Origin of the sequence: Neisseria perflava, from assembly GCF_002863305.2 — a bacterium.
Classification (GTDB): domain Bacteria; phylum Pseudomonadota; class Gammaproteobacteria; order Burkholderiales; family Neisseriaceae; genus Neisseria; species Neisseria perflava_A.
Map to the genome: position 1 here is coordinate 453,655 of NZ_CP136962.1, position 23,958 is coordinate 477,612.

General features: G+C 44.7%; 19 protein-coding genes. 16 read left to right on the top strand and 3 right to left on the bottom strand.

Annotated elements, in window-relative coordinates; genetic code table 11:
• The first annotated feature begins 33 nt into the window (after positions 1-33).
• From gatA to CYJ98_RS02060, 4 genes are all read left to right on the top strand, one after another.
• Positions 34-1,482 carry an Asp-tRNA(Asn)/Glu-tRNA(Gln) amidotransferase subunit GatA gene (gatA, locus tag CYJ98_RS02045; RefSeq protein ID WP_101755081.1) on the top strand — a complete coding sequence of 483 codons (1,449 nt, stop codon included), beginning with the start codon at positions 34-36 and terminating at the stop codon, positions 1,480-1,482.
• A 98-nt stretch (positions 1,483-1,580) separates the two neighbouring features.
• A complete protein-coding gene (locus tag CYJ98_RS02050; RefSeq protein ID WP_049331484.1) occupies positions 1,581-2,201 on the top strand; it encodes a trimeric intracellular cation channel family protein in 621 nt (206 codons plus the stop codon).
• A 100-nt stretch (positions 2,202-2,301) separates the two neighbouring features.
• Complete coding sequence (gene gatB / locus CYJ98_RS02055) at positions 2,302-3,732, top strand: Asp-tRNA(Asn)/Glu-tRNA(Gln) amidotransferase subunit GatB (protein WP_101755082.1); 1,431 nt, start codon at positions 2,302-2,304, stop codon at positions 3,730-3,732.
• A gap of 80 nt (positions 3,733-3,812) precedes the next feature.
• Positions 3,813-4,817, top strand: coding sequence for an FAD-binding oxidoreductase (locus CYJ98_RS02060; protein WP_101755083.1), 1,005 nt, complete (start codon positions 3,813-3,815; stop codon positions 4,815-4,817).
• A gap of 240 nt (positions 4,818-5,057) precedes the next feature.
• Here CYJ98_RS02060 and CYJ98_RS02065 read toward each other — a convergent pair whose 3' ends face one another.
• Positions 5,058-7,166 carry a LysM peptidoglycan-binding domain-containing protein gene (locus CYJ98_RS02065; protein ID WP_101755084.1) on the bottom strand — a complete coding sequence of 703 codons (2,109 nt, stop codon included), beginning with the start codon at positions 7,164-7,166 and terminating at the stop codon, positions 5,058-5,060.
• 156 nt (positions 7,167-7,322) lie between these two features.
• Between CYJ98_RS02065 and CYJ98_RS02070 the strand changes: the two genes are divergently transcribed.
• The 5 genes from CYJ98_RS02070 (at position 7,323) to CYJ98_RS02090 (ending at position 12,289) form a co-directional block, all read left to right on the top strand.
• Positions 7,323-7,982: a class I SAM-dependent methyltransferase gene (locus CYJ98_RS02070; protein ID WP_101755085.1), complete on the top strand. Its 660-nt coding sequence runs from the start codon at positions 7,323-7,325 to the stop codon at positions 7,980-7,982.
• Between the two features lie 43 nt (positions 7,983-8,025).
• Complete coding sequence (gene mutM, locus CYJ98_RS02075) at positions 8,026-8,853, top strand: bifunctional DNA-formamidopyrimidine glycosylase/DNA-(apurinic or apyrimidinic site) lyase (protein ID WP_101755086.1); 828 nt, start codon at positions 8,026-8,028, stop codon at positions 8,851-8,853.
• 64 nt (positions 8,854-8,917) lie between these two features.
• Positions 8,918-9,703 carry a 1-acylglycerol-3-phosphate O-acyltransferase gene (locus CYJ98_RS02080; protein ID WP_101755087.1) on the top strand — a complete coding sequence of 262 codons (786 nt, stop codon included), beginning with the start codon at positions 8,918-8,920 and terminating at the stop codon, positions 9,701-9,703.
• 188 nt (positions 9,704-9,891) lie between these two features.
• Complete coding sequence (locus CYJ98_RS02085; protein ID WP_101755088.1) at positions 9,892-10,629, top strand: redoxin family protein; 738 nt, start codon at positions 9,892-9,894, stop codon at positions 10,627-10,629.
• A 253-nt stretch (positions 10,630-10,882) separates the two neighbouring features.
• Positions 10,883-12,289, top strand: a complete 1,407-nt coding sequence (locus CYJ98_RS02090) for a dihydrolipoyl dehydrogenase (protein ID WP_101755089.1) — start codon at positions 10,883-10,885, stop codon at positions 12,287-12,289.
• Between the two features lie 79 nt (positions 12,290-12,368).
• Here the strand turns inward: CYJ98_RS02090 and CYJ98_RS02095 are convergent, their stop codons facing one another.
• Complete coding sequence (locus CYJ98_RS02095) at positions 12,369-13,499, bottom strand: PilT/PilU family type 4a pilus ATPase (RefSeq protein WP_101755090.1); 1,131 nt, start codon at positions 13,497-13,499, stop codon at positions 12,369-12,371.
• Between the two features lie 203 nt (positions 13,500-13,702).
• Here CYJ98_RS02095 and CYJ98_RS02100 point away from each other — a divergent pair, with 203 nt between their 5' ends.
• From CYJ98_RS02100 to CYJ98_RS02120, 5 genes are all read left to right on the top strand, one after another.
• Positions 13,703-14,404, top strand: coding sequence for a 5'-methylthioadenosine/adenosylhomocysteine nucleosidase (locus CYJ98_RS02100; protein ID WP_101755091.1), 702 nt, complete (start codon positions 13,703-13,705; stop codon positions 14,402-14,404).
• 132 nt (positions 14,405-14,536) lie between these two features.
• Complete coding sequence (lepA, locus tag CYJ98_RS02105) at positions 14,537-16,330, top strand: translation elongation factor 4 (RefSeq protein WP_070504767.1); 1,794 nt, start codon at positions 14,537-14,539, stop codon at positions 16,328-16,330.
• Positions 16,330-17,349 carry a signal peptidase I gene (gene lepB / locus CYJ98_RS02110; protein ID WP_101755092.1) on the top strand — a complete coding sequence of 340 codons (1,020 nt, stop codon included), beginning with the start codon at positions 16,330-16,332 and terminating at the stop codon, positions 17,347-17,349. Before lepA ends, lepB begins: the two co-directional genes overlap by 1 nt.
• 326 nt (positions 17,350-17,675) lie before the next feature.
• On the top strand, positions 17,676-19,895 hold the full coding sequence (locus CYJ98_RS02115; protein WP_234395579.1) for a hypothetical protein: 2,220 nt from the start codon (positions 17,676-17,678) through the stop codon (positions 19,893-19,895).
• A 131-nt stretch (positions 19,896-20,026) separates the two neighbouring features.
• Positions 20,027-21,490 (top strand): surface lipoprotein assembly modifier, encoded by a 1,464-nt coding sequence (locus CYJ98_RS02120; protein WP_101755093.1) that lies wholly within the window; start codon positions 20,027-20,029, stop codon positions 21,488-21,490.
• Between the two features lie 117 nt (positions 21,491-21,607).
• Here the strand turns inward: CYJ98_RS02120 and CYJ98_RS02125 are convergent, their stop codons facing one another.
• Complete coding sequence (locus tag CYJ98_RS02125; RefSeq protein WP_101755094.1) at positions 21,608-22,486, bottom strand: DMT family transporter; 879 nt, start codon at positions 22,484-22,486, stop codon at positions 21,608-21,610.
• A gap of 238 nt (positions 22,487-22,724) precedes the next feature.
• Here CYJ98_RS02125 and CYJ98_RS02130 point away from each other — a divergent pair, with 238 nt between their 5' ends.
• Positions 22,725-23,264 (top strand): gamma carbonic anhydrase family protein, encoded by a 540-nt coding sequence (locus CYJ98_RS02130; RefSeq protein ID WP_070625440.1) that lies wholly within the window; start codon positions 22,725-22,727, stop codon positions 23,262-23,264.
• A gap of 14 nt (positions 23,265-23,278) precedes the next feature.
• A complete protein-coding gene (locus tag CYJ98_RS02135) occupies positions 23,279-23,878 on the top strand; it encodes a Maf family protein (RefSeq protein ID WP_101755095.1) in 600 nt (199 codons plus the stop codon).
• Positions 23,879-23,958: the final 80 nt, after the last annotated feature.

Genomic DNA, 23,958 nt, shown 5'->3' on the forward strand with positions numbered 1-23,958 from the left:
AAGCAAAAACTGTTTTATAGAAAGTACGGCACAATGACCGCTTACACGCTCAAACAAGCCAGCAGCCTGCTGCAATCCAAACAAATTTCCGCAGTCGAATTGGCGACCGAATATTTGACCGCTATTGCTGCGAAAAACCCTGCCATCAACGGCTACGTTACCATCGATCAAGATAAGACCCTTGCTGAAGCCAAAGCAGCCGATGCGCGTATCGCAGCCGGCAATGCAACGGCTTTGACCGGTGTGCCGGTTGCTTACAAAGATATTTTCTGCCAAACAGGTTGGCGCAGTGCATGCAGCTCCAAAATGTTGGATAACTTTGTTTCTCCTTATACTGCCACTGTGGTGCAAAACTTGTTGGATGCCGGCATGGTTACTCTTGGCCGTACCAATATGGACGAATTTGCCATGGGTTCGACCAATGAGACTTCGTTCTACGGCGCAACCAAAAACCCATGGAATCTTGAACATGTTCCCGGCGGTTCGTCAGGAGGTTCGGCTGCCGTGATTGCGGCGCGTTTGGCACCTGCTGCGTTGGGTTCGGATACCGGCGGTTCTATCCGTCAGCCTGCATCGCATTGCGGTATTACCGGTATCAAGCCGACTTACGGTACGGTTTCACGTTTCGGTATGGTTGCTTATGCTTCCAGCTTCGACCAAGCCGGCCCTATGGCGCAAACGGCCGAAGACTGTGCGATTTTGTTGAACGCCATGGCCAGCTTTGACGAGCGCGATTCCACCAGTTTGGAGCGCGACAAAGAAGATTACACCCGTGATTTGGACAAGCCGCTCAAAGGTTTGAAAATCGGTTTGCCTAAAGAATATTTCGGCGAAGGCGCAGATGCCGATGTTCAGACGGCCTTACAAAGCGTTATCGATTTGCTCAAAGTCCAAGGCGCGGAGACTGTTGAAGTTTCCCTGCCGCAAACATCATTGTCGATTCCTGCTTATTACGTTCTCGCCTCTGCTGAAGCAAGTACTAACTTATCCCGCTTCGACGGCGTACGTTATGGCCATCGTGCGGCGCAATTCGGCGATTTGGAAGAAATGTACAGCAATACTCGTGCCGAAGGTTTCGGCAGCGAGGTCAAACGCCGTATCATGATCGGTACTTATGTATTGAGCCATGGTTACTACGATGCTTATTATCTGAAAGCGCAAAAACTGCGTCGTCTGGTTGCCAATGATTTTCAGACGGCCTTTGGTCAATGTGATTTCATTCTTGCGCCGACTGCGCCGACTGCCGCGCCAAAACTCGGCAGCGACATTCACGACCCTGTCCAAATGTACTTGTCCGATATTTACACCATCGCCGTGAACCTTGCCGGTTTGCCTGCACTGACTCTGCCTGCCGGTTTCAGCGCAAACGGCCTGCCGATTGGTGTGCAATTTATCGGCAACTATTTCTCCGAAGCCAAAATTTTGGGTGCCGCACATCAAGTTCAACTGAATAGCGATTGGCACACTAAAGCGCCGGAATAATGTTTTAGGGCCTTGATGATTCAAGGCCGTCTGAAAATAAACCATATAAAAGTGCCTGAATGTATTGAGGTGCTGCATATTGTAGATATTTAAAAATCATGACAGCCACCGACTTCATTCAAATCATTGGGACAGCTGCGTTTGCCATTTCCGGCTATTTGGTCGGCTACAACAAGCGGTTGGATGTACTCGGTGTCGTCATTACTGCGTTACTGACGGCTGTTGGCGGCGGCATGATACGCGATGGTTTGGTCGGCCGGATTCCGCAAGTGTTTTTGCAAACCGATGCGCTGATAGTCGTGTTTGCCACGCTTGCCATTGCATGGTTGATAAGGGTGCAACGTTATCGCAGCACCTATTTGGCCGCTGCTTTTATTATTGCCGATGCCATCGGTTTGGCAGCGTTCAGTATTACCGGTGCACAAATCGGTATGGCTTTGCAGCTTAATTTGTTCGGCGTTATTTCTTTGGCTTTTGTGACTGCCGTTGGCGGCGGTATTGCGCGCGATATTTTGGTCAATGATGTGCCGATGATTTTGCGCACCGACCTTTACGGCAGCGTAGCCATTTTGATTGGTGGGCTGATTTATCTGTTCGGACATTTGGGCTGGATTAATATTTTTACGTTAAACCTGCTTTTTGCCGGCGGATTGTTGTTTCGCCTGACTGCATACCGTTTCCATTGGCAACTGCCTGGTTTCCAACGTCGCAGGAAATAAACTTATCTTACAGACGGCCTGTTATGGTTTCTTATTTAGGCCGTCTGAAAAACGAATCACTCATTTAACCGATTAACTTTTTTTCGACAGAAAGACCCTTATGACTTGGGAAACCGTAATCGGACTGGAAATCCACGTCCAACTCAACACCCAATCCAAAATCTTCAGCGGCGCATCCACTGCATTCGGTGCTGAACCTAATGCCCACGCCAGCGTGGTTGAGTGTGCGTTGCCGGGCGTATTGCCGGTAATGAACCGCGAAGTCGTCGAAAAAGCCATCAAACTCGGGTTGGCTTTGGATGCGAAAATCAATCAGAAAAACGTGTTCGACCGTAAAAACTATTTTTATCCTGATTTACCAAAAGGCTATCAAATCAGCCAGTTGGATTTGCCGATTGTTGAACACGGCAAACTGGAAATCGTAGTGGGCGATGAGGTTAAAACCATCAATGTTACCCGTGCGCACATGGAAGAAGATGCGGGTAAATCCGTACATGAAGGTTTGAACGGTGCTACCGGTATCGACTTGAACCGTGCCGGTACGCCTTTGTTGGAAGTTGTCTCCGAGCCTGAAATGCGTTCCGCAGCCGAAGCTGTGGCATATGCTAAAGCGTTGCATGGTTTAGTGACTTGGCTGGATATTTGCGACGGTAATATGGCGGAAGGTTCGTTCCGTGTTGATGCCAACGTTTCTGTACGTCCAAAAGGTCAGGCCGAGTTCGGTACACGCCGTGAAATCAAAAACCTCAACTCTTTCCGCTTCTTGGAACAAGCCATCAATTATGAAGTGGAAGCGCAAATCGAAATTTTGGAAGATGGTGGTAAAGTACAGCAGGCAACCATGTTGTTTGACCCTGAAAAAGGTGAAACCCGTGTGATGCGTTTGAAAGAAGATGCGCACGATTACCGCTATTTCCCTGACCCGGATTTGCTGCCGGTCATTATTTCAGACGGCCAATTGCAAAAAGCCAAAGAGCAAATGCCTGAATTGCCACATGAAATGGCAGCGCGTTTTGTTGCCGATTACGGCGTGTCTGACTATGATGCGCGCCTGTTGACTGCCAGCCGCGTTCAAGCTGCCTATTTTGAAGAAGCAGCCAAAGCCTGCGGCCAAGGTAAATTGACGGCGAACTGGATGAACGGTGAGCTTGCCGCTACCTTGAACAAAGAAGGTTTGGAATTGGCTGAAAGCCCGATTACAGCTTCACGTCTTGCCGAGTTGGTTGCTAAAGTTGCAGATGGAACATTAAGCAGCAAACTGGCGAAAAAAGCTTTTGAAGCAATGTGGGCTGAGCCTGAAGCAGGTATTGCTGAAATCATCGAAAAACATGGTTTGCAACAGATTACCGATACTGGCGCAATTGAAGCTATGGTGGATGAAGTGCTGGCAAACAATGCGAAAGCCGTTGAGCAATTCCGTTCCGGTAATGAGAAAGCCTTGAATGCGATTGTCGGTCAAGTGATGAAAGCAAGTAAAGGCAAGGCCAATCCGGCTCAGGTTCAAGAGCTGATTAAAGCTAAATTAGCTTGATAGATAGGACAGGCCGTCTGAAAAATAGGTCTTATTTTTCAGACGGCCTTTATTTTGATTCTAAAATTATTCTAAATACCATGACACATACTATTACTTTACCAGATCAAACTACATTTACGGCAAACGAGGATGAGACCGTTCTTGCCGCTGCGACCCGTCAGAATTTAAATCTGCCCCATTCTTGTAAAAATGGCGCCTGCAGACAATGTAAGGCCGAGTTGATTAGTGGCGAATTTGAAATGGGCAAGCATATTGATAAAGCCATCAGTGAAGAAGAAAAAGCACAGGGCAAAGTGTTATTGTGTTGTACCACTGCGAAGAGCGACCTCAAAATCAATGTGCCAGGTTTTAATCAAAATGCTTTGCCGGTGCGCACTTTGCCTGTACGCATTGAAACGATTGAAATCAAACATGATGTTGCTTTGTTGCGATTGGCTTTGCCTAAAGCGCCGTCATTTGCATTTTATGCCGGACAATATATTGATTTGCTGCTTCCCGGCAATATCAGTCGCAGCTATTCAATTGCCAATTCTCCTGACCAAGAAGGTGTTTTGGACCTGCATATCCGCAAACGTGAAAACGGCGTATGCTCAGAAATGATTTTTGGTGCCGAGCCTAAAATCAAAGAAAAAGGCATTGTCCGCGTTAAAGGTCCATTGGGTACGTTTACTTTGCAAAAAGGCAGCGATAAACCGATTGTTTTGTTGGCAACGGGTACAGGTTACGCACCTATCCGCAGTATCTTGCTTGATTTGATTCATCAGAATAGCGAACGTCCGGTTCATTTTTACTGGGGAGCACGTCAGCAGGAGGATTTGTACGCATTGGAAGAAGCAGAAGCATTAATAGGCCGTCTGAAAAATGCAAAATTTTCGCCTGTTCTTTCTAAGCCTAATTCCGATTGGAAAGGGGAGAATGGATACGTGCAAAATGTTGCCGCACAAAATTATCCTGATATGGGGCAATATGAAGTTTATGCTTGCGGGTCACCAGCCATGACGGAGAATGCGCAAAGTTTGCTGACTCAAAATTGCGCTTTACCGGAAGATGCCTTCTTCTGTGATGCTTTTTCACCGGCATAGGAATATATTTTACGGAATTCATATGTTTGGATAAGGGTATTTAGCATAGGGTTTGACGACAATTCGTTTGAAGAAGAGAGTGTGTTTTTGCACACTCTTTTTTTATACAGTAATTTTCAAAAAATATTTTTATCTTTAAGTAAAGACTATTCTGTTTGTTATCAAACATTAACTTGATTATCTATCATCAAGAAAAAGGCCGTCTGAATCTTTCAGACGGCCTTTGTTTTAAAGATAATATTAGCTACCAATCAGTTTCAAACGTTGACCGGGAGATACGGTACGGGTATTGCGGTTCCAACGGCGGATATCGTTAATATCAACATTGAAACGGCTGGCGATGGTGTTCAGGGTATCGCCTTTACGTACAGTGTAGGAAACGTTTTGAACCGGGTTGCTGCGGACTTTTGCCGGAGCAGCTGTAACACGGAGGATTTGGCCTTTTTTGATATTGTTGCCTTTGATGTTGTTGGCAATAATCAAATCGGCTACGCTCAGGTTATAGCGTTTGGAGATATTAAACAATGTATCGCCATCTGCCACACGGTGGGTATCCACTGCAAGTGCTGCGGTTTGTGTGTTTTGTTGGCCATTTACACGTGCAAGACGTGCATTGATGCGTTGTTGTTGTTTAGCGGTATTGGCTGCGATACGTGCGGCACGAGCGCTTTCAGCAGTAACAACAGTTTGAACTTGTTTGGCTTCAGAAGTCGCTTCAGCAACAGTTGCTGCAGGTTCCTCCGCAGGTTGGCTTTGTACCAAAGCCATCAGGTCATCACGCTCTTCTTGAACCGGAGCAACAGCAACAGATTCAACTGCTGGAGTAGGGGCTACATCGTTTGCGGCAACAGTCGGCGCGGTCAAGTCTGCAGGGATGGCTGATTTGGGCGCTTCTGTAACATTTTTAGCAATGGTCTCGGTAGTCGCATGGGTCATGGCTGCAACTGGAGCAGGCACTTCCGCATTTGCAACTTGAGTTTGGGCTTTGGTTTCTGTTACCACTACGGAAGTAACGTTTTCAGTTTTGCTGCGTGCAATAAAGTCAACCGGTTTGCTGGACTGTGGAACAACAGGAGCAACAATATTGGTCACAGTAGTTTGAGCAACTTTAACCGGTTCTGCTACGCTGGAAGCAATAATCGGAGACATAGCCGGCATATTGGATTGGTAAGTATCCGGAGTATTGTCTTTGTCGATAAAGTTAATAATGTCTTGACTTTGGGTAGCTGAGTTTTTAGCCACCAAAATGCTGCGGCCTTCAGAAATGGCGCTACCGCTCAGGCCGTTGAGGCGCTTGAGTTCGGCTACGCTCATGCCGGTATCGTTGGCGATGGCATTAAGCTTTTTGTTACCCAAAGAAGTATAAATATCCCAAGACATCAGGGTATCTGGATTTGCATTGCGGTAGTTCTTCTCAAATGCAGAAACCGCAGAAACCGGCAACAACAGACGACGGTTGTTTTTAGGGATGAATACCGGAGCATTGAAACCTGGGTTGAGTGCCAACAGTTCGCTTTCGCTGATGTTTGCAAAACGAGCAATTGTGCTGTTATCAATAGGTTTGTCGATGCTGACAGATTTGAAATACGGCTGATTGCTGATTTCGCTGATATTCATGCCAAAAGTTTGCGGATTGGCAACGATATTACGGACGGCCAAGAGTTTTGGAACGTAATTGCGTGTTTCGTTCGGCATACGCAGATTTTCGTATGTCGGTTCCAAACCTTGCGCGCGGGCGCGGTTGACAGCGCGTCCGACATTACCTTCGCCCCAGTTGTAAGCGGCAAGCGCCAAAGACCAGTCGCCGAACATACCGTGCAGGTATTGCAGGTAGTTCAATGCGGCATCGGTAGCGGCGTAAATATCGTGGCGGCCGTCATACAAAGGCGTTTTTTCCAAGCCGAAGTGGCGGCCGGTAGCCGGCATAAATTGCCACAGGCCGGATGCGCCGACGTGTGATTTGGCTTTGGTTACGAATGCGCTTTCAATGAAAGGCAACAAAGCAATTTCGGCGGGCATATTGCGTTTTTTAACTTCATTGGCAATATGGTACATATAAGGTTTGCTGCGGGAGATGGTGCGGTCGAAATATGCACTGTTTGCAGCAAATTTGTTTTCATGGCGGCGAACCAGTTCTGTGTTGACTTCGTTGATGCGGAAGTCTTTACGCAACGATGCCCATAAGCTGCCGGAGCCGAAGGTTTGTGCTTTGGCTTGGTCAAGCAGGGCGGAGTTGAGGCGCATCATGGCCATGCCGACTTGGTTGGGCGTAGCGTTTTGCGCATAGGCTGTGGCGGAAACCGCCGACAGGCTTGAAATGGTCAGAGCGATGGTTTTTAGTTTTGCCATAGTAAATAAAGTTATCAAATATATAATAAAATTTCGTCTTTTTGATAGTATCGTTTCAGCATTTAAACGTCAAGTCGAGCAGGGAATTTGTTTGTGTGATGTGGCCGTGGTGTTAAAATTCTGTCACACAAGTCGGGATGCATAGGGGAGCCTTTAATGGAAACTTTTTTTATGCAAACGCCAATGGGACAATATCTTGCTCAAAAAGAGGCGGATTTTTTCAGACGGCATTTGCAGTATTTGAATAGGCAAGTGGCGGTTCAATTGGGCGGTATATGGCAGAGGCCGTCTGAAAATATGATTGTGGTGCCTCGCGATGTGCGGATGAATGCTGAAATGTTGGCATTTGAAACGCATTCCGTGGATGTGTTATTGATGCCTCATCTTTTGGAAGTTTCATCTGCAGATTTGGTGTTGCAAGAGGCGTTTAGGATATTAAAACCTGAAGGCAGGTTGATTTTGACGGGGTTCAACCCTAAATCTTTGTGGGGATTAAGCTCTTGGTTTGATGGGGAAAAGCTGCCTTTGAAATCTCAATGCTTGGCTCTGGCTGAGTTGAAACGAAAAATTGCGGATATTGGTTTTGAAATAGAATATGGGCAGTTTATGGATTATCTGCCTGCTGTGAATTCGCCTTCTGCTTTGAAGTTTTGGCGGTTTATGGAAAAGGCAGGGGATAGGTGGTGGCCGCAGTGTGCAGCGGTTTATGGGATGGTGTTAACGAAACATTTGGTTGGTGTCCATCCTTTGCCTGAATTGGAATCTGCATTCGATGGCAATACGGTTGCTTTAAGTACGGCACGTTTGGCCGAATAGTTTTCAGACGGCCTATATATAATGATGAATTTGGAGAATAACGATGCCTGAATTACCTGAAGTGGAAACGACTTTACGCGGAATCGCGCCTCATATTGATGGCAAAAAGATAAAAAAAGTCATTATTCGCCAGTTTAAATTGAGATGGCCTATCCATCCGAACTTGGCGCAAATTTTGGTCGGGCGCAAAGTTTTGGCATGCAGCCGGCGTGCGAAGTATTTGATTATTACTTTTGAAACGGGTATTTTACTTATTCATTTGGGTATGTCCGGCAGTTTGCGGATTTTTACCGCCGATGATGAGCGTATCGCCACTCCGGATAAACATGATCATTTAGATTTTGTATTTGATGACGGCACCGTATTGCGTTATCACGATCCGCGTAAATTTGGTGCGGTATTGTGGTATGAAGGTATTGCCGAACATCATCCGCTGTTGGAAAAGTTGGGACCAGAGCCGCTCTCGGACGATTTTGATGCAAATTACTTGTATCAGAAATTGAAAACCCAAAAGCGTGCAGTTAAATTAGCACTGATGGATAATGCGGTGGTGGTTGGCGTCGGCAATATTTATGCGAATGAAAGTCTGTTTAAGGCGGGTATTTCGCCATTGCGTCCGTCAAATAAGCTGACCAAGAAAGAATGCGCATTATTGGTGGAAACCGTTAAAGCGGTTCTGCTGAGGGCAATTGCAACGGGCGGCAGTACGCTGCGGGACTTTGTCAATAGCGATGGCAAAAGTGGCTATTTCCAGCAGGAATATACGGTCTATGGCCGTCATAACGAGCCTTGCGTTCAGTGTGGCGGGTTGATTTTTAAAGAAACTTTGGGGCAGCGTGGAACATTTTATTGTCCAAATTGCCAGAAATAGTTTCAGACGGCCTTAAATGTCAGAGGCCGTCTGAAAACAATGAACACAATACAGAAGAAATTTTATGTCTAAACAAAAAGCTCCTTTTTTTAAACGTCTGAGCCGACTTTGCCGTTTGGCAGCTTGGTTATTCAGAACCGGTCGGGATTTGCGTGCCATCGATGGCAACAATGCAGAGGAACGCAATCATGCTGTGGTTGTTTTGGGAAAGGGTGCGTTGGATGCTTTGGATATCGAATTGGAAATCGGTGTACCGCCGCAAGGAAATGTAAGCGGTACTTTGGTGGTAGCCAATCATGTATCTTGGTTGGATATTTTTGCCATGAGTGCCGTTTATCCGAGCAGTTTTATTGCGAAACAGGAAATCAGCAGCTGGCCGGTTTTGGGGAAAATGGGTAAAAATGCCGGTACGGTGTTTATCAACCGCAATTCCCGCCGTGATGTTGAACCGATTAATCAGGCGATTTGTGCGGCATTGAAAGCAGGGCAGAATGTAAGTTTCTTCCCCGAGGCGCGCACTTCTTCTGGCTTGGGTATTTTGCCGTTTAAAGCAGCCCTGTTTCAATCGGCTATTGATGCGAAAGCGCCGATTCAGGCGGTAACCTTACGCTATTATGATGACGAAGGACAACGGACGGATCTGCCATCCTATGCGGAGGTAAACCTGTTGCAGTCTTTATGGCGCATTGTTTCGATGAAGAAAATCCGTATCCGTTTGGATTTCTCGCCTCAATACAAACCGACAGATATGCCGGATAAGGACCGCTATGCTTTGAAGGATATTGCGGAAACAGCCATCGGCGAAATTGTGGCTTCGGATTCGCCCGTTCAGCCCTTACCTAAAAAATAATTTCAGTCAGGTACTTGTTTTATTCCAGATAGCCTTCATTTAGAAGAATAGCTGTTTTCGGTTTAATTGAATTGATAGTTTGATGTAATTAATATTATTTGAACTATAAATTATACAAATCGATAAGCCTGCATTAAAATGCAAGCATTGATTCATTTCTCAAACCCGAATTTTTAAGGAGCTTAAAAATGGCTTTGCAAGATCGTACCGGTCAAAAAGTACCTTCCGTAGTATTCCGCACTCGCGTTGGCGACACTTGGAAAGATGTTTCTACTGATGATTTGTTCAAAGGCAAAAAAGTAGTCGTGTTCTCTCTGCCTGGCGCATTTACTCCAACTTGCTCTTCTTCTCACCTACCACGCTACAACGAATTGTTTGGTGCGTTCAAAGAAAATGGTGTTGACGCAATCTACTGCGTATCTGTAAACGACACTTTCGTAATGAACGCTTGGGCTGCTGAAGAAGAAGCCGACAACATCTACATGATCCCTGATGGCAACGGTGAATTCACTGAAGGCATGGGCATGTTGGTTGACAAAGAAGACTTGGGCTTCGGTAAACGCTCTTGGCGTTACTCCATGCTGGTTAACGACGGCGTGGTTGAAAAAATGTTTATCGAACCTGAAGAGCCAGGCGATCCTTTCAAAGTGTCTGACGCTGACACTATGTTGAAATACATTGCTCCTGACTGGAAAGCTCAAGAGTCTGTTGCCATCTTCACCAAACCTGGCTGCCAATTCTGCGCTAAAGCTAAAAAAGCGCTGCAAGACAAAGGCTTGTCTTACGAAGAAATCGTATTGGGCAAAGATGCAACTGTTACTTCCGTACGCGCTATTACCGGCAAGATGACTGCTCCTCAAGTATTCATCGGCGGCAAATATATCGGCGGCAGCGAAGACTTGGAAGCTTACTTGGCTAAAAACTAATTGCCTGTATGCTTAAGACGGCTTGAAAAGGCCGTCTGAAAGACCCAAATATAGAGTTATTCAGACGACGTTTGCAAATCGGCGTTCTGAATAACTCTATATTTACAAGTAGAATTTGAGATTATTGTTTTAAATCGATATTTAGATATTGGCTATTGATTTTTAAATTTTGATAGTTTATGAAGTTTAGGCCGTCTGAAAACGGATAACCTGATGGCAATATCGGTTTGGATATAGACAGTAAGGATAAAATATGAAAAAGATTCAAGCAGATGTGGTAGTACTGGGTGGCGGTACAGCCGGTATGGGCGCATTTCGCAATGCCCGACTTCATACAGACAATGTTTACCTGATTGAAAACAATGTGTTCGGCACGACCTGCGCGCGCGTGGGCTGTATGCCTTCTAAACTCTTGATTGCCGCAGCAGAAGCGCGCCATCATGCTTTGCATACCGATCCGTTTGGCGTGCATTTGGATAAAGACAGCGTAACGGTAAACGGCGAAGAAGTCATGCACCGCGTGAAGTCCGAACGCGACCGTTTTGTCGGTTTTGTAGTCAGCGATGTAGAAGAGTGGCCTGCCGACAAGCGCATTATGGGTACAGCAAAATTTGTTGACGAACACACCGTCCAAATCGATGACCACACTCAAATTACTGCAAAAAGTTTTGTGATTGCCACCGGTTCGCGCCCTGTGATTTTCCCTCAGTGGGAAGTTTTGGGCGATCGCTTGATTGTGAATGATGATGTTTTCTCTTGGGATACCCTGCCTAAGAGTGTGGCCGTATTCGGCCCTGGCGTAATCGGCTTAGAATTGGGTCAGGCTTTGCACCGTTTGGGCGTAAAAGTTGAAATTTTTGGCGTGGCCGGTGCGATTGGCGGTATTTCCGATCCTGTTGTTGCTGAAGAAGCCAAAACCGTTTTTGGTGAAGAGTTGACTTTGCATTTGGATGCCAAAACCGAAGTCAAACTGGATGCGGAAGGCAATGTTGAAGTTCATTGGGAACAAGATGGCGAAAAAGGTGTGTTCGTTGCCGAATATATGCTGGCAGCCGTAGGCCGTCGTCCGAATGTGGACAATATCGGTTTGGAAAACCTGACTATCGAGAAAGATGCGCGTGGTGTGCCTGTTGCCGATCCGTTGACTATGCAAACCAGCATTCCGCACATCTTTATCGCAGGCGATGCATCCAATCAATTGCCTCTGCTGCACGAAGCTTCCGACCAAGGCAAAATTGCCGGTCACAATGCCGCTATTTTCCCGAATATTGAGAGCGGTTTGCGCCGTAGCGTAATCGGCGTGGTATTTACCAGTCCGCAAATTGCCACTATCGGCTTGAAATACGCGCAAGTTGCGGCGAAATATCAACCTGATGAGTTTGTCATCGGCGAAGTTTCCTTCCGAAACCAAGGCCGTAGCCGTGTTATGTTGGTAAACAAAGGCCATATGCGTTTGTATGCTGAGAAAGCGACCGGCCGTTTCATTGGTGCGGAAGTTGTCGGCCCTGCTGCCGAACATTTGGCACACTTGATGGCTTGGGCGCATCAAATGAAGATGACGATTCTGCAAATGTTGGATATGCCGTTCTACCATCCGGTTATTGAGGAAGGTCTGCGCACTGCATTGCGTGATGCCGATGCAAAACTGAAACAGGCTTGATTATTTGATGGAATAAAGGCCGTCTGAAACTCGTAGTGAGGTTTCAGACGGCCTTTTTTATACTTTGAAGCTTTTACTTTTAAATCAATTCTAAATCCGGGCCGGCATTTTGTGCGCGACGGCTTCGTAATTGAATGTCTAGGCGCAAATCGTGTGCGGAGTCGGCATTTTTAATAGCGTCTTGATAGCTGATATCGCCGTTTTCATACAAATCATATAAGGCCTGGTCAAAAGTAATCATGCCCATACCGGTTGATTTTTTCATCATTTCTTTGATATTGTGGACTTCACCTTTTTGAATCAAGTCGGCAATAATCGGAGAATTGAGCAAAACTTCGACCGCCGCCACACGACCCCGTCCGCCTTCACGAGGAATCAGGCGTTGCGAAATAAAGGCTTGCAGGTTGAGCGATAAATCGGTTAGTAACTGGTTACGGCGCTCTTCGGGGAAGAAGTTGATGATGCGGTCCAGCGCTTGGTTGGTACTGTTAGCGTGCAGTGTCGCCATACACAAATGGCCGGTTTCCGCGAAGGAAATGGCGTAGTCCATGGTCTCGCGGTCGCGGATTTCGCCAATCAGAATGACATCCGGTGCTTGGCGCAGGGTATTTTTCAATGCAATCGGCCAATTTTCGGTATCTACACCGATTTCGCGTTGGGTAATGATGCAGTTTTTGTGTTGGTGGATAAACTCAATCGGGTCTTCGATGGTAATAATATGGTCGAAGCTGTTTTCGTTTCGATAGTCGATAAGGGAGGCGAGAGAAGTGGACTTGCCCGAACCTGTACCGCCGACAAAAATAACCAAACCGCGTTTTCTGAGAGCGATGTCTTTTAGAATCGGTGGCAGATTGAGCGTTTCAAATTTAGGGATATTGCTGGTAATGGAGCGGAACACTAATGCAGTTGCGCCGCGTTGAACCATTGCATTGACACGGAAGCGGCTGGTATCGGGCAGGCTGATAGCGAAATTGCATTCGTTGGTGGTAGAAAATTCTTCGATTTGTTTGGAAGACATAATCGAAAAAGCGATTTCCATACATTTTTCAGCGCTTAACGGCTCATCGGTCAGCCGCATGATTTTGCCGTCCACTTTCATGGCCGGCGGAAAATTGGTGGTAATGAAAAGGTCGGAGCCTTTGTATTTGTTCATGTGGCGTAGCCAAGTGAACAATTCTTCTTTTGCGCCCGGAGTATTTTCGTCAAACATAAGAATTCAGATAGTTAATGTTAAGTTATTTTATTGAAAATAATTATAACAGAAGCAATCATTATTTGCTGTTTTGCCACTAGAGTGGCTATCTGTTTTAAATTGAGTGTCGTGCTGGGAATATAGCAGATTTTTCAGCATCCCTGTGATTTTAAATTCTGCTGTTATAATGTTGCCCGATTAGTGAATGGAAAGGTAATGAGATGTCAGTACAAACAATTGCCGTGGTCGGCGCAATGGAGCAGGAAATTGAGCTTTTGCGTGAAAGCATGGCCAATGTCAAGCATGTGTCCTTCGGTAAATTCTCGGCATATGAAGGCGAATTGGCCGGAAAACGCATGGTATTGGTTTTGAGTGGTATCGGTAAGGTCAATGCAGCGGTTTCTACTTCTTGGGTCATTCATCAGTTTGCACCGGATTGCGTCATCAATACCGGCAGTGCAGGCGGTTTGGGTAAAGGTCTAAAGGTTGGCGATGTGGTTATCGGCGAAACTGTGGCGCATCACGATGTTGACGTAACGGCTTTTGGTTATGTTTGGGGACAAGTACCGCAACTTCCTGCCGTGTTCGCATCGGATTCAAACTTGATTCGTCAAGCAGAAAAGGCAGCGCAAGTGTTTGACGGAGCGGCCGTAACGCAAGGTTTGATTGTCAGTGGCGACCGTTTTGTACACAGCAGCGAAGGTGTCGCGGAAATTCGCAGTCATTTTTCTGATGTAAAAGCAGTTGAAATGGAAGCTGCGGCGATTGCGCAGACCTGTCACCAGTTGGAAGTACCGTTTGTGATTATTCGCGCCGTATCCGATTCGGCAGATGAGAAAGCGGACATCAGCTTTGAAGAGTTTTTGAAAACGGCGGCCGTCAGCTCGGCGAAGATGGTGACCGAGATTGTCAAATCGCTATAAAATCATGCAAAAGCGTTGAATTTCCGTTAGAATACGGAACGATTCAACCTTATTCTAAGGCCGTCTGAAAACCGAATCCCTGTTTTTTCAGACGGCCTTTCAGCCTTTAATTGCATTTATCTTAATAACAATATGAAAAACATACGGAATTTCTCCATTATTGCCCACATCGACCACGGTAAATCGACGCTTGCCGACCGTTTTATCCAATACTGCGGCGGTTTGGATTTGCGCGAAATGAGCACGCAGGTGCTCGATTCCATGGACATCGAAAAAGAGCGCGGCATTACTATTAAAGCGCAAACCGCCGCACTCAACTATAAAGCACGTGACGGGCAGGTGTATCAGCTCAACCTGATTGATACTCCGGGACACGTCGACTTCTCTTACGAAGTATCCCGTTCGCTGTCAGCTTGCGAAGGTGCGCTTTTGGTCGTTGACGCATCACAAGGCGTGGAAGCGCAAACCGTGGCGAACTGCTATACCGCGATTGATTTGGGCGTGGAAGTCGTGCCTGTTTTGAACAAAATTGACTTGCCTGCCGCAGAACCCGAGCGCGTGGAGCAGGAAATTGAAGACATCATCGGTATTGATGCCGTTGGTGCGGTACAGTGTTCTGCTAAAAGCGGCATTGGTGTGGAAGATGTTTTGGAAGAAATCGTTGCCAAAATCCCTGCGCCAACCGGTGATGAAAATGCGCCGTTGCAAGCGGTTATTGTCGATTCATGGTTTGACAACTATGTCGGCGTGGTTATGTTGATTCGTGTGAAAAACGGCACCATCAAGCTGAAAGACAAAGTGCGCTTTATGAGCACCAAGGCGGAAACGCAGGTTGAGCAGCTGGGCGTTTTCACACCGAAATCAGTTCAAAAACAAGAACTCAAAGCCGGCGAAGTGGGCTTTTTGATTACCGGCGTAAAAGAATTGGGACAGGCGAAAGTCGGCGATACGGTTACTTTAGTTGCCAACCCTGCCTCTGAACCGCTGCCTGGCTTCCAAGAAGTACAAAGCCAAGTATTCGCGGGTCTCTACCCCGTGGAAAGCCACGACTACGAAGCCTTGCGCGATGCGTTGGAAAAATTACAGCTGAACGATGCTTCGTTGAAATTTGAGCCTGAAGTTTCCCAAGCGTTGGGCTTCGGTTTCCGTTGTGGCTTCTTGGGTCTGTTGCACTTGGAAATCGTGCAGGAACGTTTGGAGCGCGAGTTCGATATGGACTTGATTACCACTGCGCCAACGGTGGTTTATGAAGTCGTGTTGAAAAACGGCGAGAAAATCGAAGTTGAAAATCCGTCCAAACTACCTGAAATCAGCACTATCGAAACCATTCTTGAGCCGATTATCACTGCGACCATTCTTGTGCCGCAGGAATATGTCGGCAACGTCATGACTTTGTGTAACCAAAAGCGCGGTGTTCAGGTCAATATGCAATACATGGGTCGCCAAGTCATGCTGACTTATGATTTGCCGATGAACGAAGTTGTAATGGACTTCTTCGACAAGCTTAAATCGACTTCGCGCGGTTATGCTTCGTTGGACTACCATTTCAAAGAGTTCCAACCGTCTGATTTGATTAAGCTTGACATTATGGTCAACGGCGAAAAAGTCGATGCCTTGAGCCTGATTGTGCACCGTCAAAGCGCCGTTCACCGCGGTCGCGAGCTGGCATCAAAAATGCGCGAACTGATTCCGCGCCAAATGTTCGACATCGCCGTCCAAGCCGCCATCGGCAGCCAGATTATCGCCCGCGAAAACGTCAAAGCCCTACGTAAAAACGTTTTGGCGAAATGTTACGGCGGCGATATTACGCGTAAGAAAAAACTTCTCGAAAAACAAAAAGCAGGTAAGCGCCGCATGAAACAAGTGGGCAATGTAGAAATCCCGCAAAGCGCATTCTTGGCGATTCTGCAAGTGAGTGATAAATAATGAGTATAAATCTGACTTTAGGCGCAATCGTTGTACTGCTGGCCGGTTTGGTCCTCAACTTCAAAAGCAGCAAAGAGCGCCAGGAAAACGGCGAATGGAGTTCCGGCCTGCAATGGAGTTATCTCTTGTGCATGGTCGGCGTATTCGGCATTTTGTCCGAGTTTATGAGTTTTACCGCCGTATTGCTGGTGTTTGTCGTGTTCACCGGTATTGTTTGGGCAATCCATAAAGGCCGTCTGAAAAAAAGCGAAACCGGCGAAGACAATGCGCATTTTACCGACTATATGGGCGGCTTTTTCCCCATCATCTTGGTTATCTTTGTGTTGCGCAGCTTTATTGCCGAGCCGTTTCAAATTCCGTCCAGCTCCATGCGTCCGGGCTTGGTCAAAGGCGATTTTATCTTGGTGAACAAATTTTCTTACGGTATCCGCCTGCCGATTTTGAATAAGGTCATTATCCCTGTCGGCAACATTGCCCGAGGCGATGTCGTGGTGTTCAATTACCCACTTCAGCCTGAGATGAATTACATCAAGCGCATCGTCGGTATTCCGGGCGACGTTGTTGAATACCGTGATAAGGTTTTGACTGTTAATGGTGAAATTATTTCTGAAAAACCAAACGGCAATTATCAATACGCAGATGATACCGATCCGTCTATGATTCATACGCTTGAGCGTTTTCAGACGGCCTTAAACGGCAAAAACTTTGATGTGGTCAAGGAGGCCGGTCAGCCTTCCGTATCTATTGCCGTATTGAACAAATACACCTCCGAAGTGATGCCTGAAAGCAATTACTCGCTTGAAACAAGTGGTTTGGAAAATTGCGAATACGCAGAAGACGGTAATGGCTTTATCTGTAAAGTTCCTGAAGGCCGTTATTTCGCGATGGGCGACAACCGCGACAACAGCGCCGATTCCCGTTATTGGGGATTTGTCGATGACAAACTGATCGTCGGTAAAGCCTTCTTCGTTTGGATGAACTTTGGCGAACTCAGCCGTATCGGTACCAGTATTAAATAAGCAATAACAGATGAAAAGGCCGTCTGAAATTTTTCAGACGGCCTTTTTTATGGCAATTTAAAATTTGTGTCTTAGATGAATATTAAATTTAATATTAAAAAAGGCTTGAAATATTATTAACTCAAGAGATGGTTAGGAATATGATAATCATAAATTAGCCAGAAAGAGTAAATTTTCAAAAATTAACAAATATTAATTAAGTAAAGCTGTTTGTATTCGTTTATACTATTACAATAGTATAAGTGTTGTTTATATTCGGTTTTTCAATTAGCAAATAATCTAGTTGTTTTAAGTAAAGTTACTTTCAGTTAATGAGGATTATATTTATGTTTACTCAGAAGAAATCACCTATTACTCATTTTGTATTGACAGGTATTTGTGCGGCAGTTTTAGCTGCATGTGCTAGCTCGAATGGAGAACCGGGTTCACCGACAAGTCCATCTGTGGCACCTAATGATATTAGTAATAATACCAACAAAGGTAATTCCAATAAGGAAAATACAAATAAACCCAATACCGGTAAGGACAACGCCGGTAAGGACAACGCAACCAAACCCACTACCGGTAAAGATAACTCCGGTAAAGACAATGCAACCAAGCCTACTACTGGTAAAGATAACGCGGGCAAGGACAATGCAACCAAGCCCAATACCGGTAAAGATAACGCCGGCAAGGATAATGTAAACAAGCCCACTACCGGTAAGGATAACACCGGTAAGGATAATGCAACTAAACCCACTACCGGTAAGGATAACGCCGGTCAGGACAATGCAAACAAACCTAATACCGGTAAAGATAACGCGGGCAAGGACAATGCAACCAAGCCCAATACCGGTAAAGATAACACCGGCAAGGATAATGCAACCAAGCCTAATACCGGTAAAGATAATTTAGCTCAAGTTAATGAGCAAATTTCTAAAAATATTCAGAATAAATTAGTAACTCTTCGATTGAGTGATGTAGTAAAAACAGAAGAATTTAGTCAAGCTGAAGTAGATACAGGTTTTATTGCAAATAACTTTGCTGCAAACCCATTGTTGGAGAAAGCTTCCGAGAATACTTTTGTTTATGATAGTGCACATATTATCGAAACTTCTGGGGGGATTGGCAAATATAAACTTTTACGTCCCCAAACGGTTATATTGGGAGGTGTGGCAACACGTTATAAAGTAAATAAAATCGATGGATATATTAAGAGAGAGTATGGTTATGAGGAATTTGATACACCATTAAATTCAAAAAATTTAATTGGTGTAGATAAGCGTAATGCAAATGGTATTTTAATTAAACAGGGTAGTAGCGTTAATATCTTAGACCAAGCAGCCAGCAAATTCGAGTTGGATAGTGTAGGGGGTAGCCGTTATACACAATGGTTTAATAATTTTGAAACTAATGCAGATAATAAAACTTCTTTAGATAAAGGGCGCCGTGTATTAGCTGACGTAGAATATAAGTTAGATGATAAGGGTAATCCGATATGGAACATATCTACAAAACCTAGTAAGGGTTATCAATATGCACATTCTTTGAATAATTATTTTGATAATAATCCGGATGACGAATTATATGTTAATCAAAATGGTGAATATGCATATCGCTTTACTTTGAATAAAACTACTACATTTAAAGTTAGCTCGGAAGCAGCAAAAGTAAATCCAGAGCGCGCAGATGCGCTTAAAGCTTTGGGTTGGGTTGCGGATAAACAATATACTTACCCTGCTGGTAGCTATTTTCTTGTAACACAAAAAGATGGTAGGTTGAAGATTGTAGCTGATAAAGGGCAAATGACCGAAGTGTCATTATATTCAATTCATACCGGTATTGATAATAATAAGGCATTAGGCGCATTTCAAAATAAACGTGTAATTGCAGAAATGTTTAGTGCATTGCACTATGGAAAGGTAAATGAAGTTCGTGCGATTTATACTTATGATGTTGGACAAGCCAATGGTTTTAACCAACAATATCTCTCATTAACTGCATGGCGTTATAAAAATGGCGATGGTACTTATGGGGTCAATACTCCGTTTAACATCGGCATTTTTGACCGAGTTATTACTGAGAATGGTATGGTTGCCAATGTCTATGATATGAAGACTAAAAAAGGATTATCTGCTAAATATACAGGTGTTGCTTATTCTAGCAGAGACGGTAAACAAGACGGCGTGATGAATATGACTGCGCAGTTCCATGAACCAAATATGGCTTACAATACTGTTTTAAGTAATAATGTTACCTTTAATGGAGCAATTACCAATCGTCGCTTAGATGACAAACGTAATGTATATTTCGCTAGTGGTAATGTAAAAACAGAAAGTGGAATGCCTTCTGCAACTGCAGGTCAAAAAGTCTCTCTAGTGGGAAGCAAACAACTTGCTAACGATATCACTGTTTGGATGAAAGGACAAAATCCAGGTGAAAATAAAGTGATTTATGGTAAAGGTGACATACGTTTTGCTGGCCCAAATGCTGAAGAAGTGGGTGGTGTGTTAAAAATTACGACCAGCCATGGTGAAAATAATATTGGTTTTATTGGCAAGCGTTAATACGCTGATTAAACAATAAGCAGCAGGAGCTTAGCATCTGCTGCTTATTGTTTTTAAGATGAAAAATACCAATAGATAAAATTTTAATTCAACTATTATTACTTAAATTTTTAATTTTAAGAAATAGATTTATGAAGTCTTATTCATTCATTTTTATACTGGGAACGTTAGTTCCTTCAATGGCTTCTGCTGAAATTATGACGAATCCTGAAACTGTAGCTGATCGACAGGTAGAAAAAATTCAGGAGATGGCTATTCCTAAAGTATCAGAGCAAGGTAAATTATTTTCAGACAATGACGGTACTTCTCTAGAAGAGTCTAGCCAAACGTTGACATTAGATGATTTATCCAAGCAACCAGAGTTGACAGAGCCATTATTAAATCAGGCTTTACAAATGCGAAATTATGTTTCAGCAGCGCAGCTCTTGCCTATATATCGCAAATGGAGCGGGCACGATCCTATTTTATTAGCTTATGCACAAGGCGCAATTTGGCGATCTGAAGGAAAATATAAAAAGGCTATCAAACTTTATCGTTCTATTCTTGCTCAAAATTCTGATCTTGTTACTGTCCGTTTAGATTTAGCTGCTATGCTTTATGAGGATAGACAGACTCGCAATGCGAAACATGAATTTAATGTGGCCAAGGAGCAGGGGCTTCCTGAAGATGTACTTCCGACTATCGCACTTTATGAAGATGCTATGAAGAAAAAGAAATGGCAAATTTCAGGTAGTCTAAGTTATATCCAAGACAGCAATATCAATAATGTTTCAACAGAACGTGAAATTCATCTTCCTCAATTTGGTAATTTAGCATTTGAAAAGAATCCTGACTATTTGCCGCAAAAAGGACATGGGTTTAATTATTCGTTATCTATTAATCGTGATGATAATATCAAAGATAACCATTACTTAGCTATGTCGGGTGATATAGATGGTGTGACTTATTGGGATAATCATGCTTATGATGATCAAGTAGTAAGAATAAGCCTGGGTTATAAAAATAAAAGTTTTAAAACAGATGGCTATGTTATGCCATTTTTAGAAAAACGTCGTTATGGAAATCATCCTTATTACACACGTGCAGGTGTAGATTTAGGCATTTCAAATTGGATAACGCCAAATTTACGTTTGTCTGCTAACAGTACAATAGCAAAAAAAGATTATGCATATACTGAACGACGAGGGAAAGATTATCAAATCGGAGTAGGCGCTACTTACCTTTTAAACAATGATACTTATTTTTTAGGTGGTTTAAACTATGCTCGTGATAAAGTAAAATATTATGCTGGTAGTAGCTCTAAACGTATAGGTGGGTATATTGGTTGGGGGCAGATTTGGGGTAAAGACCTGAATAGCAGACTTATAATCAATCACTATCACGAACGTTTTGATGGAAAACATTATATTTTTACTGATCGTCATCGCAAAGATAATGTAACTATTACTAATTTAAGTATTTGGCACAATAAATTAAGCGTGCTGGGTGTTACTCCAAGGTTGAATTGGCGATATACAAAAAATAACAGTAATATTGGAGAGCTTAATAGTTATTCTAAAAATCGTGTATTCATAGATTTTGAGAAAACATTTTAAAAAATCATTTAATGGATTCATATAACTTAAACTAATTCGGTTAAATTTGGTTTGAGTCTAAGTATTTCATTATACCAAAAAGGCCGTCTGAAATTTTTCAGACGGCCTTTTTTGTATCTATTTTTTGTCTTTTAACGAACCTAAATAAATCGCTAATAAAGTTAAAGTGGCGCCACTCCATTGGACGATATTAATCGGTTTATCCAGCCAGAAATAATCGATCAACATGGCGGCAACTGGTTCAGAGAGCAGTAGTAGGCCGGTCAGTGATAAGGATAAAAGCGGGATGGCGTAAGCAATCAATGCCCAAGCGAAGCATTGCATAACGATGCCGTAGATGGAGACTAGAATCACATCGTTTAAAGTTTTGGGGTAAAGATGGGTAGCATCGAATAGTAGAGATGGGATGACCAGCGCTATTGCGCCGCCGAAGCTTAAAATCATCATCAGCGGAAACAAACCGACTTTTTCCTGCTCATGGGTTTTGCGTACAAAGACCATAGACAGGGCCAGCATGGCACCGGATAATACGCCGCTGACAAATCCCCATGCGGCATTGTCGTTATGACCGAACTCTGGGCTGCCGATTAAGGCGACGCCTATGGTGGCCAATATCAAACTTAAAATTTGCAGGGCGCTTAGACGTTCCGAATAAAAGAAGAAGCCGATGGCGGCTAAAAAGAAAATCTGCAGGCTGTTGAGCAAGGTGGAAATGCCGGGACCTACGGTGTGAATGCTTTCGTGCCAAAGGGCGAGGTCGAATGCGAGGAAAACGCCGGATAAGATTGCGTAGCCGACCGTTTTTCTTTTTGTGGGCATTTTTTGTCTGAAAAAACGCCCGAGCAGGAAGAATATAGGGGCGGCGATCAGCAAGCGCCAGAATGCGATGGCGTAAGAGCCGACATCGACAAATTTGACGATCAAACTGCCTAAGCCGAAGACGACGCAGCCGATGACCAATAGGGGCGCTGCATAATTTCCCGAACGTGTGTCCATCGGCTTCTCCAAGAATCAAATGAAGGCGATTATTCCATAAAAGATAGCTGGGACGCTAATGATAAATAGTCGTAAGCCAAGATAAAGGGTTTATGATGAAAGGCCGTCTGAAAACTGTTTCAGACGGCCTTTTGATGATTTTCTGGCTTGATTTCGTATTGTTGTAGTATAAAATCGTTTTACGCCGTGTTTTCAGACGGCCTGATCAGTTTTGGTTTTGAGAAAAGGATTATTGGAAATGGCAAACCCTATTCGTGCGTTTTTGGATTATGTGCCGTCGGTTGATGAGTCTTGTTTTGTAGATGAGACTTCGGTAGTGATTGGCGAAGTGTCGCTGGCGGAAGATGTATCCGTTTGGCCTTATGCCGTATTGCGCGGCGATGTGAACAGCATTTCTATCGGCAAGCGCAGTAATGTGCAGGACGGCAGCGTTTTGCATGTGTCGCATAAGAATGCGGCGAAGCCTGACGGTTCGCCTCTGATTATCGGCGATGATGTGACGATTGGGCATAAGGTCATGCTACATGGCTGCCGAATTGGGAATCGTGTGTTGGTGGGTATGGGCTCGATTATTTTGGATGATACGGTTGTCGAAGATGATGTGATGATAGGCGCGGGCAGTTTGGTGCCGCCACGCAAGCGTTTAGAAAGCGGTTTTTTATACGTCGGCTCACCTGTGAAACAAGTGCGTCCGCTAACTGATGAGGAAAAGGAATTTTTGACATATTCCTCTGCGCATTATGTCCGCCTGTCCGGTCAGCATAAAATTTCAAAATAAGGAAATTCAATACAATGCACGCAATTTATCTGGCTTCGGGCAGTCCGCGCCGTCGTGAGATTTTGGAGAATTTGGGTTTCACGGTATGCCGCCTTCCTGCGGATATTGATGAAACCCCTAAAGAAGGCGAAGCCGCAGTAGAGTATGTGCGCCGTATGGCCTGCGAGAAAAATCAGGCGGCGGTGGCGCAATGGTTTGCTGCTCATGATCAAGAGCCTGAGTTTGCTGTATTGACAGCGGATACGACGGTGGCGGATGGAGAGGCTATTTTGGGTAAACCGGAGTCCGAGGCGGATGCGGTCGATATGCTGGAACGCCTGTCCGGACGGATGCATCAAGTGCTGACGGCTGTATGCGTTTACTGGCAAGGCGTGCGCCATGATGTGGTACAGACGAGCGAAGTGCGCTTTAAAACGTTGACGGCTGAGGAGATTGCAGCCTATGTTGCCAGCGGCGAGCCGATGGATAAAGCCGGTGCGTATGGGATTCAGGGCTTGGGCGGCGTATTTGTCGAGCATTTGCAGGGCAGTTTTACCGGCGTGATGGGTTTGCCGGTTTATGAGACCGCGCAACTACTGAAATCTTTGGGTTTGGAAGCGCCGCCGTTTGCTTAAAATTAGGCAAATGCCGTCTGAAAGCGTGCCGACAAAAACGCCTGTTTCAGTTACAATACTGCCTTAAACAGCTTGCTTGA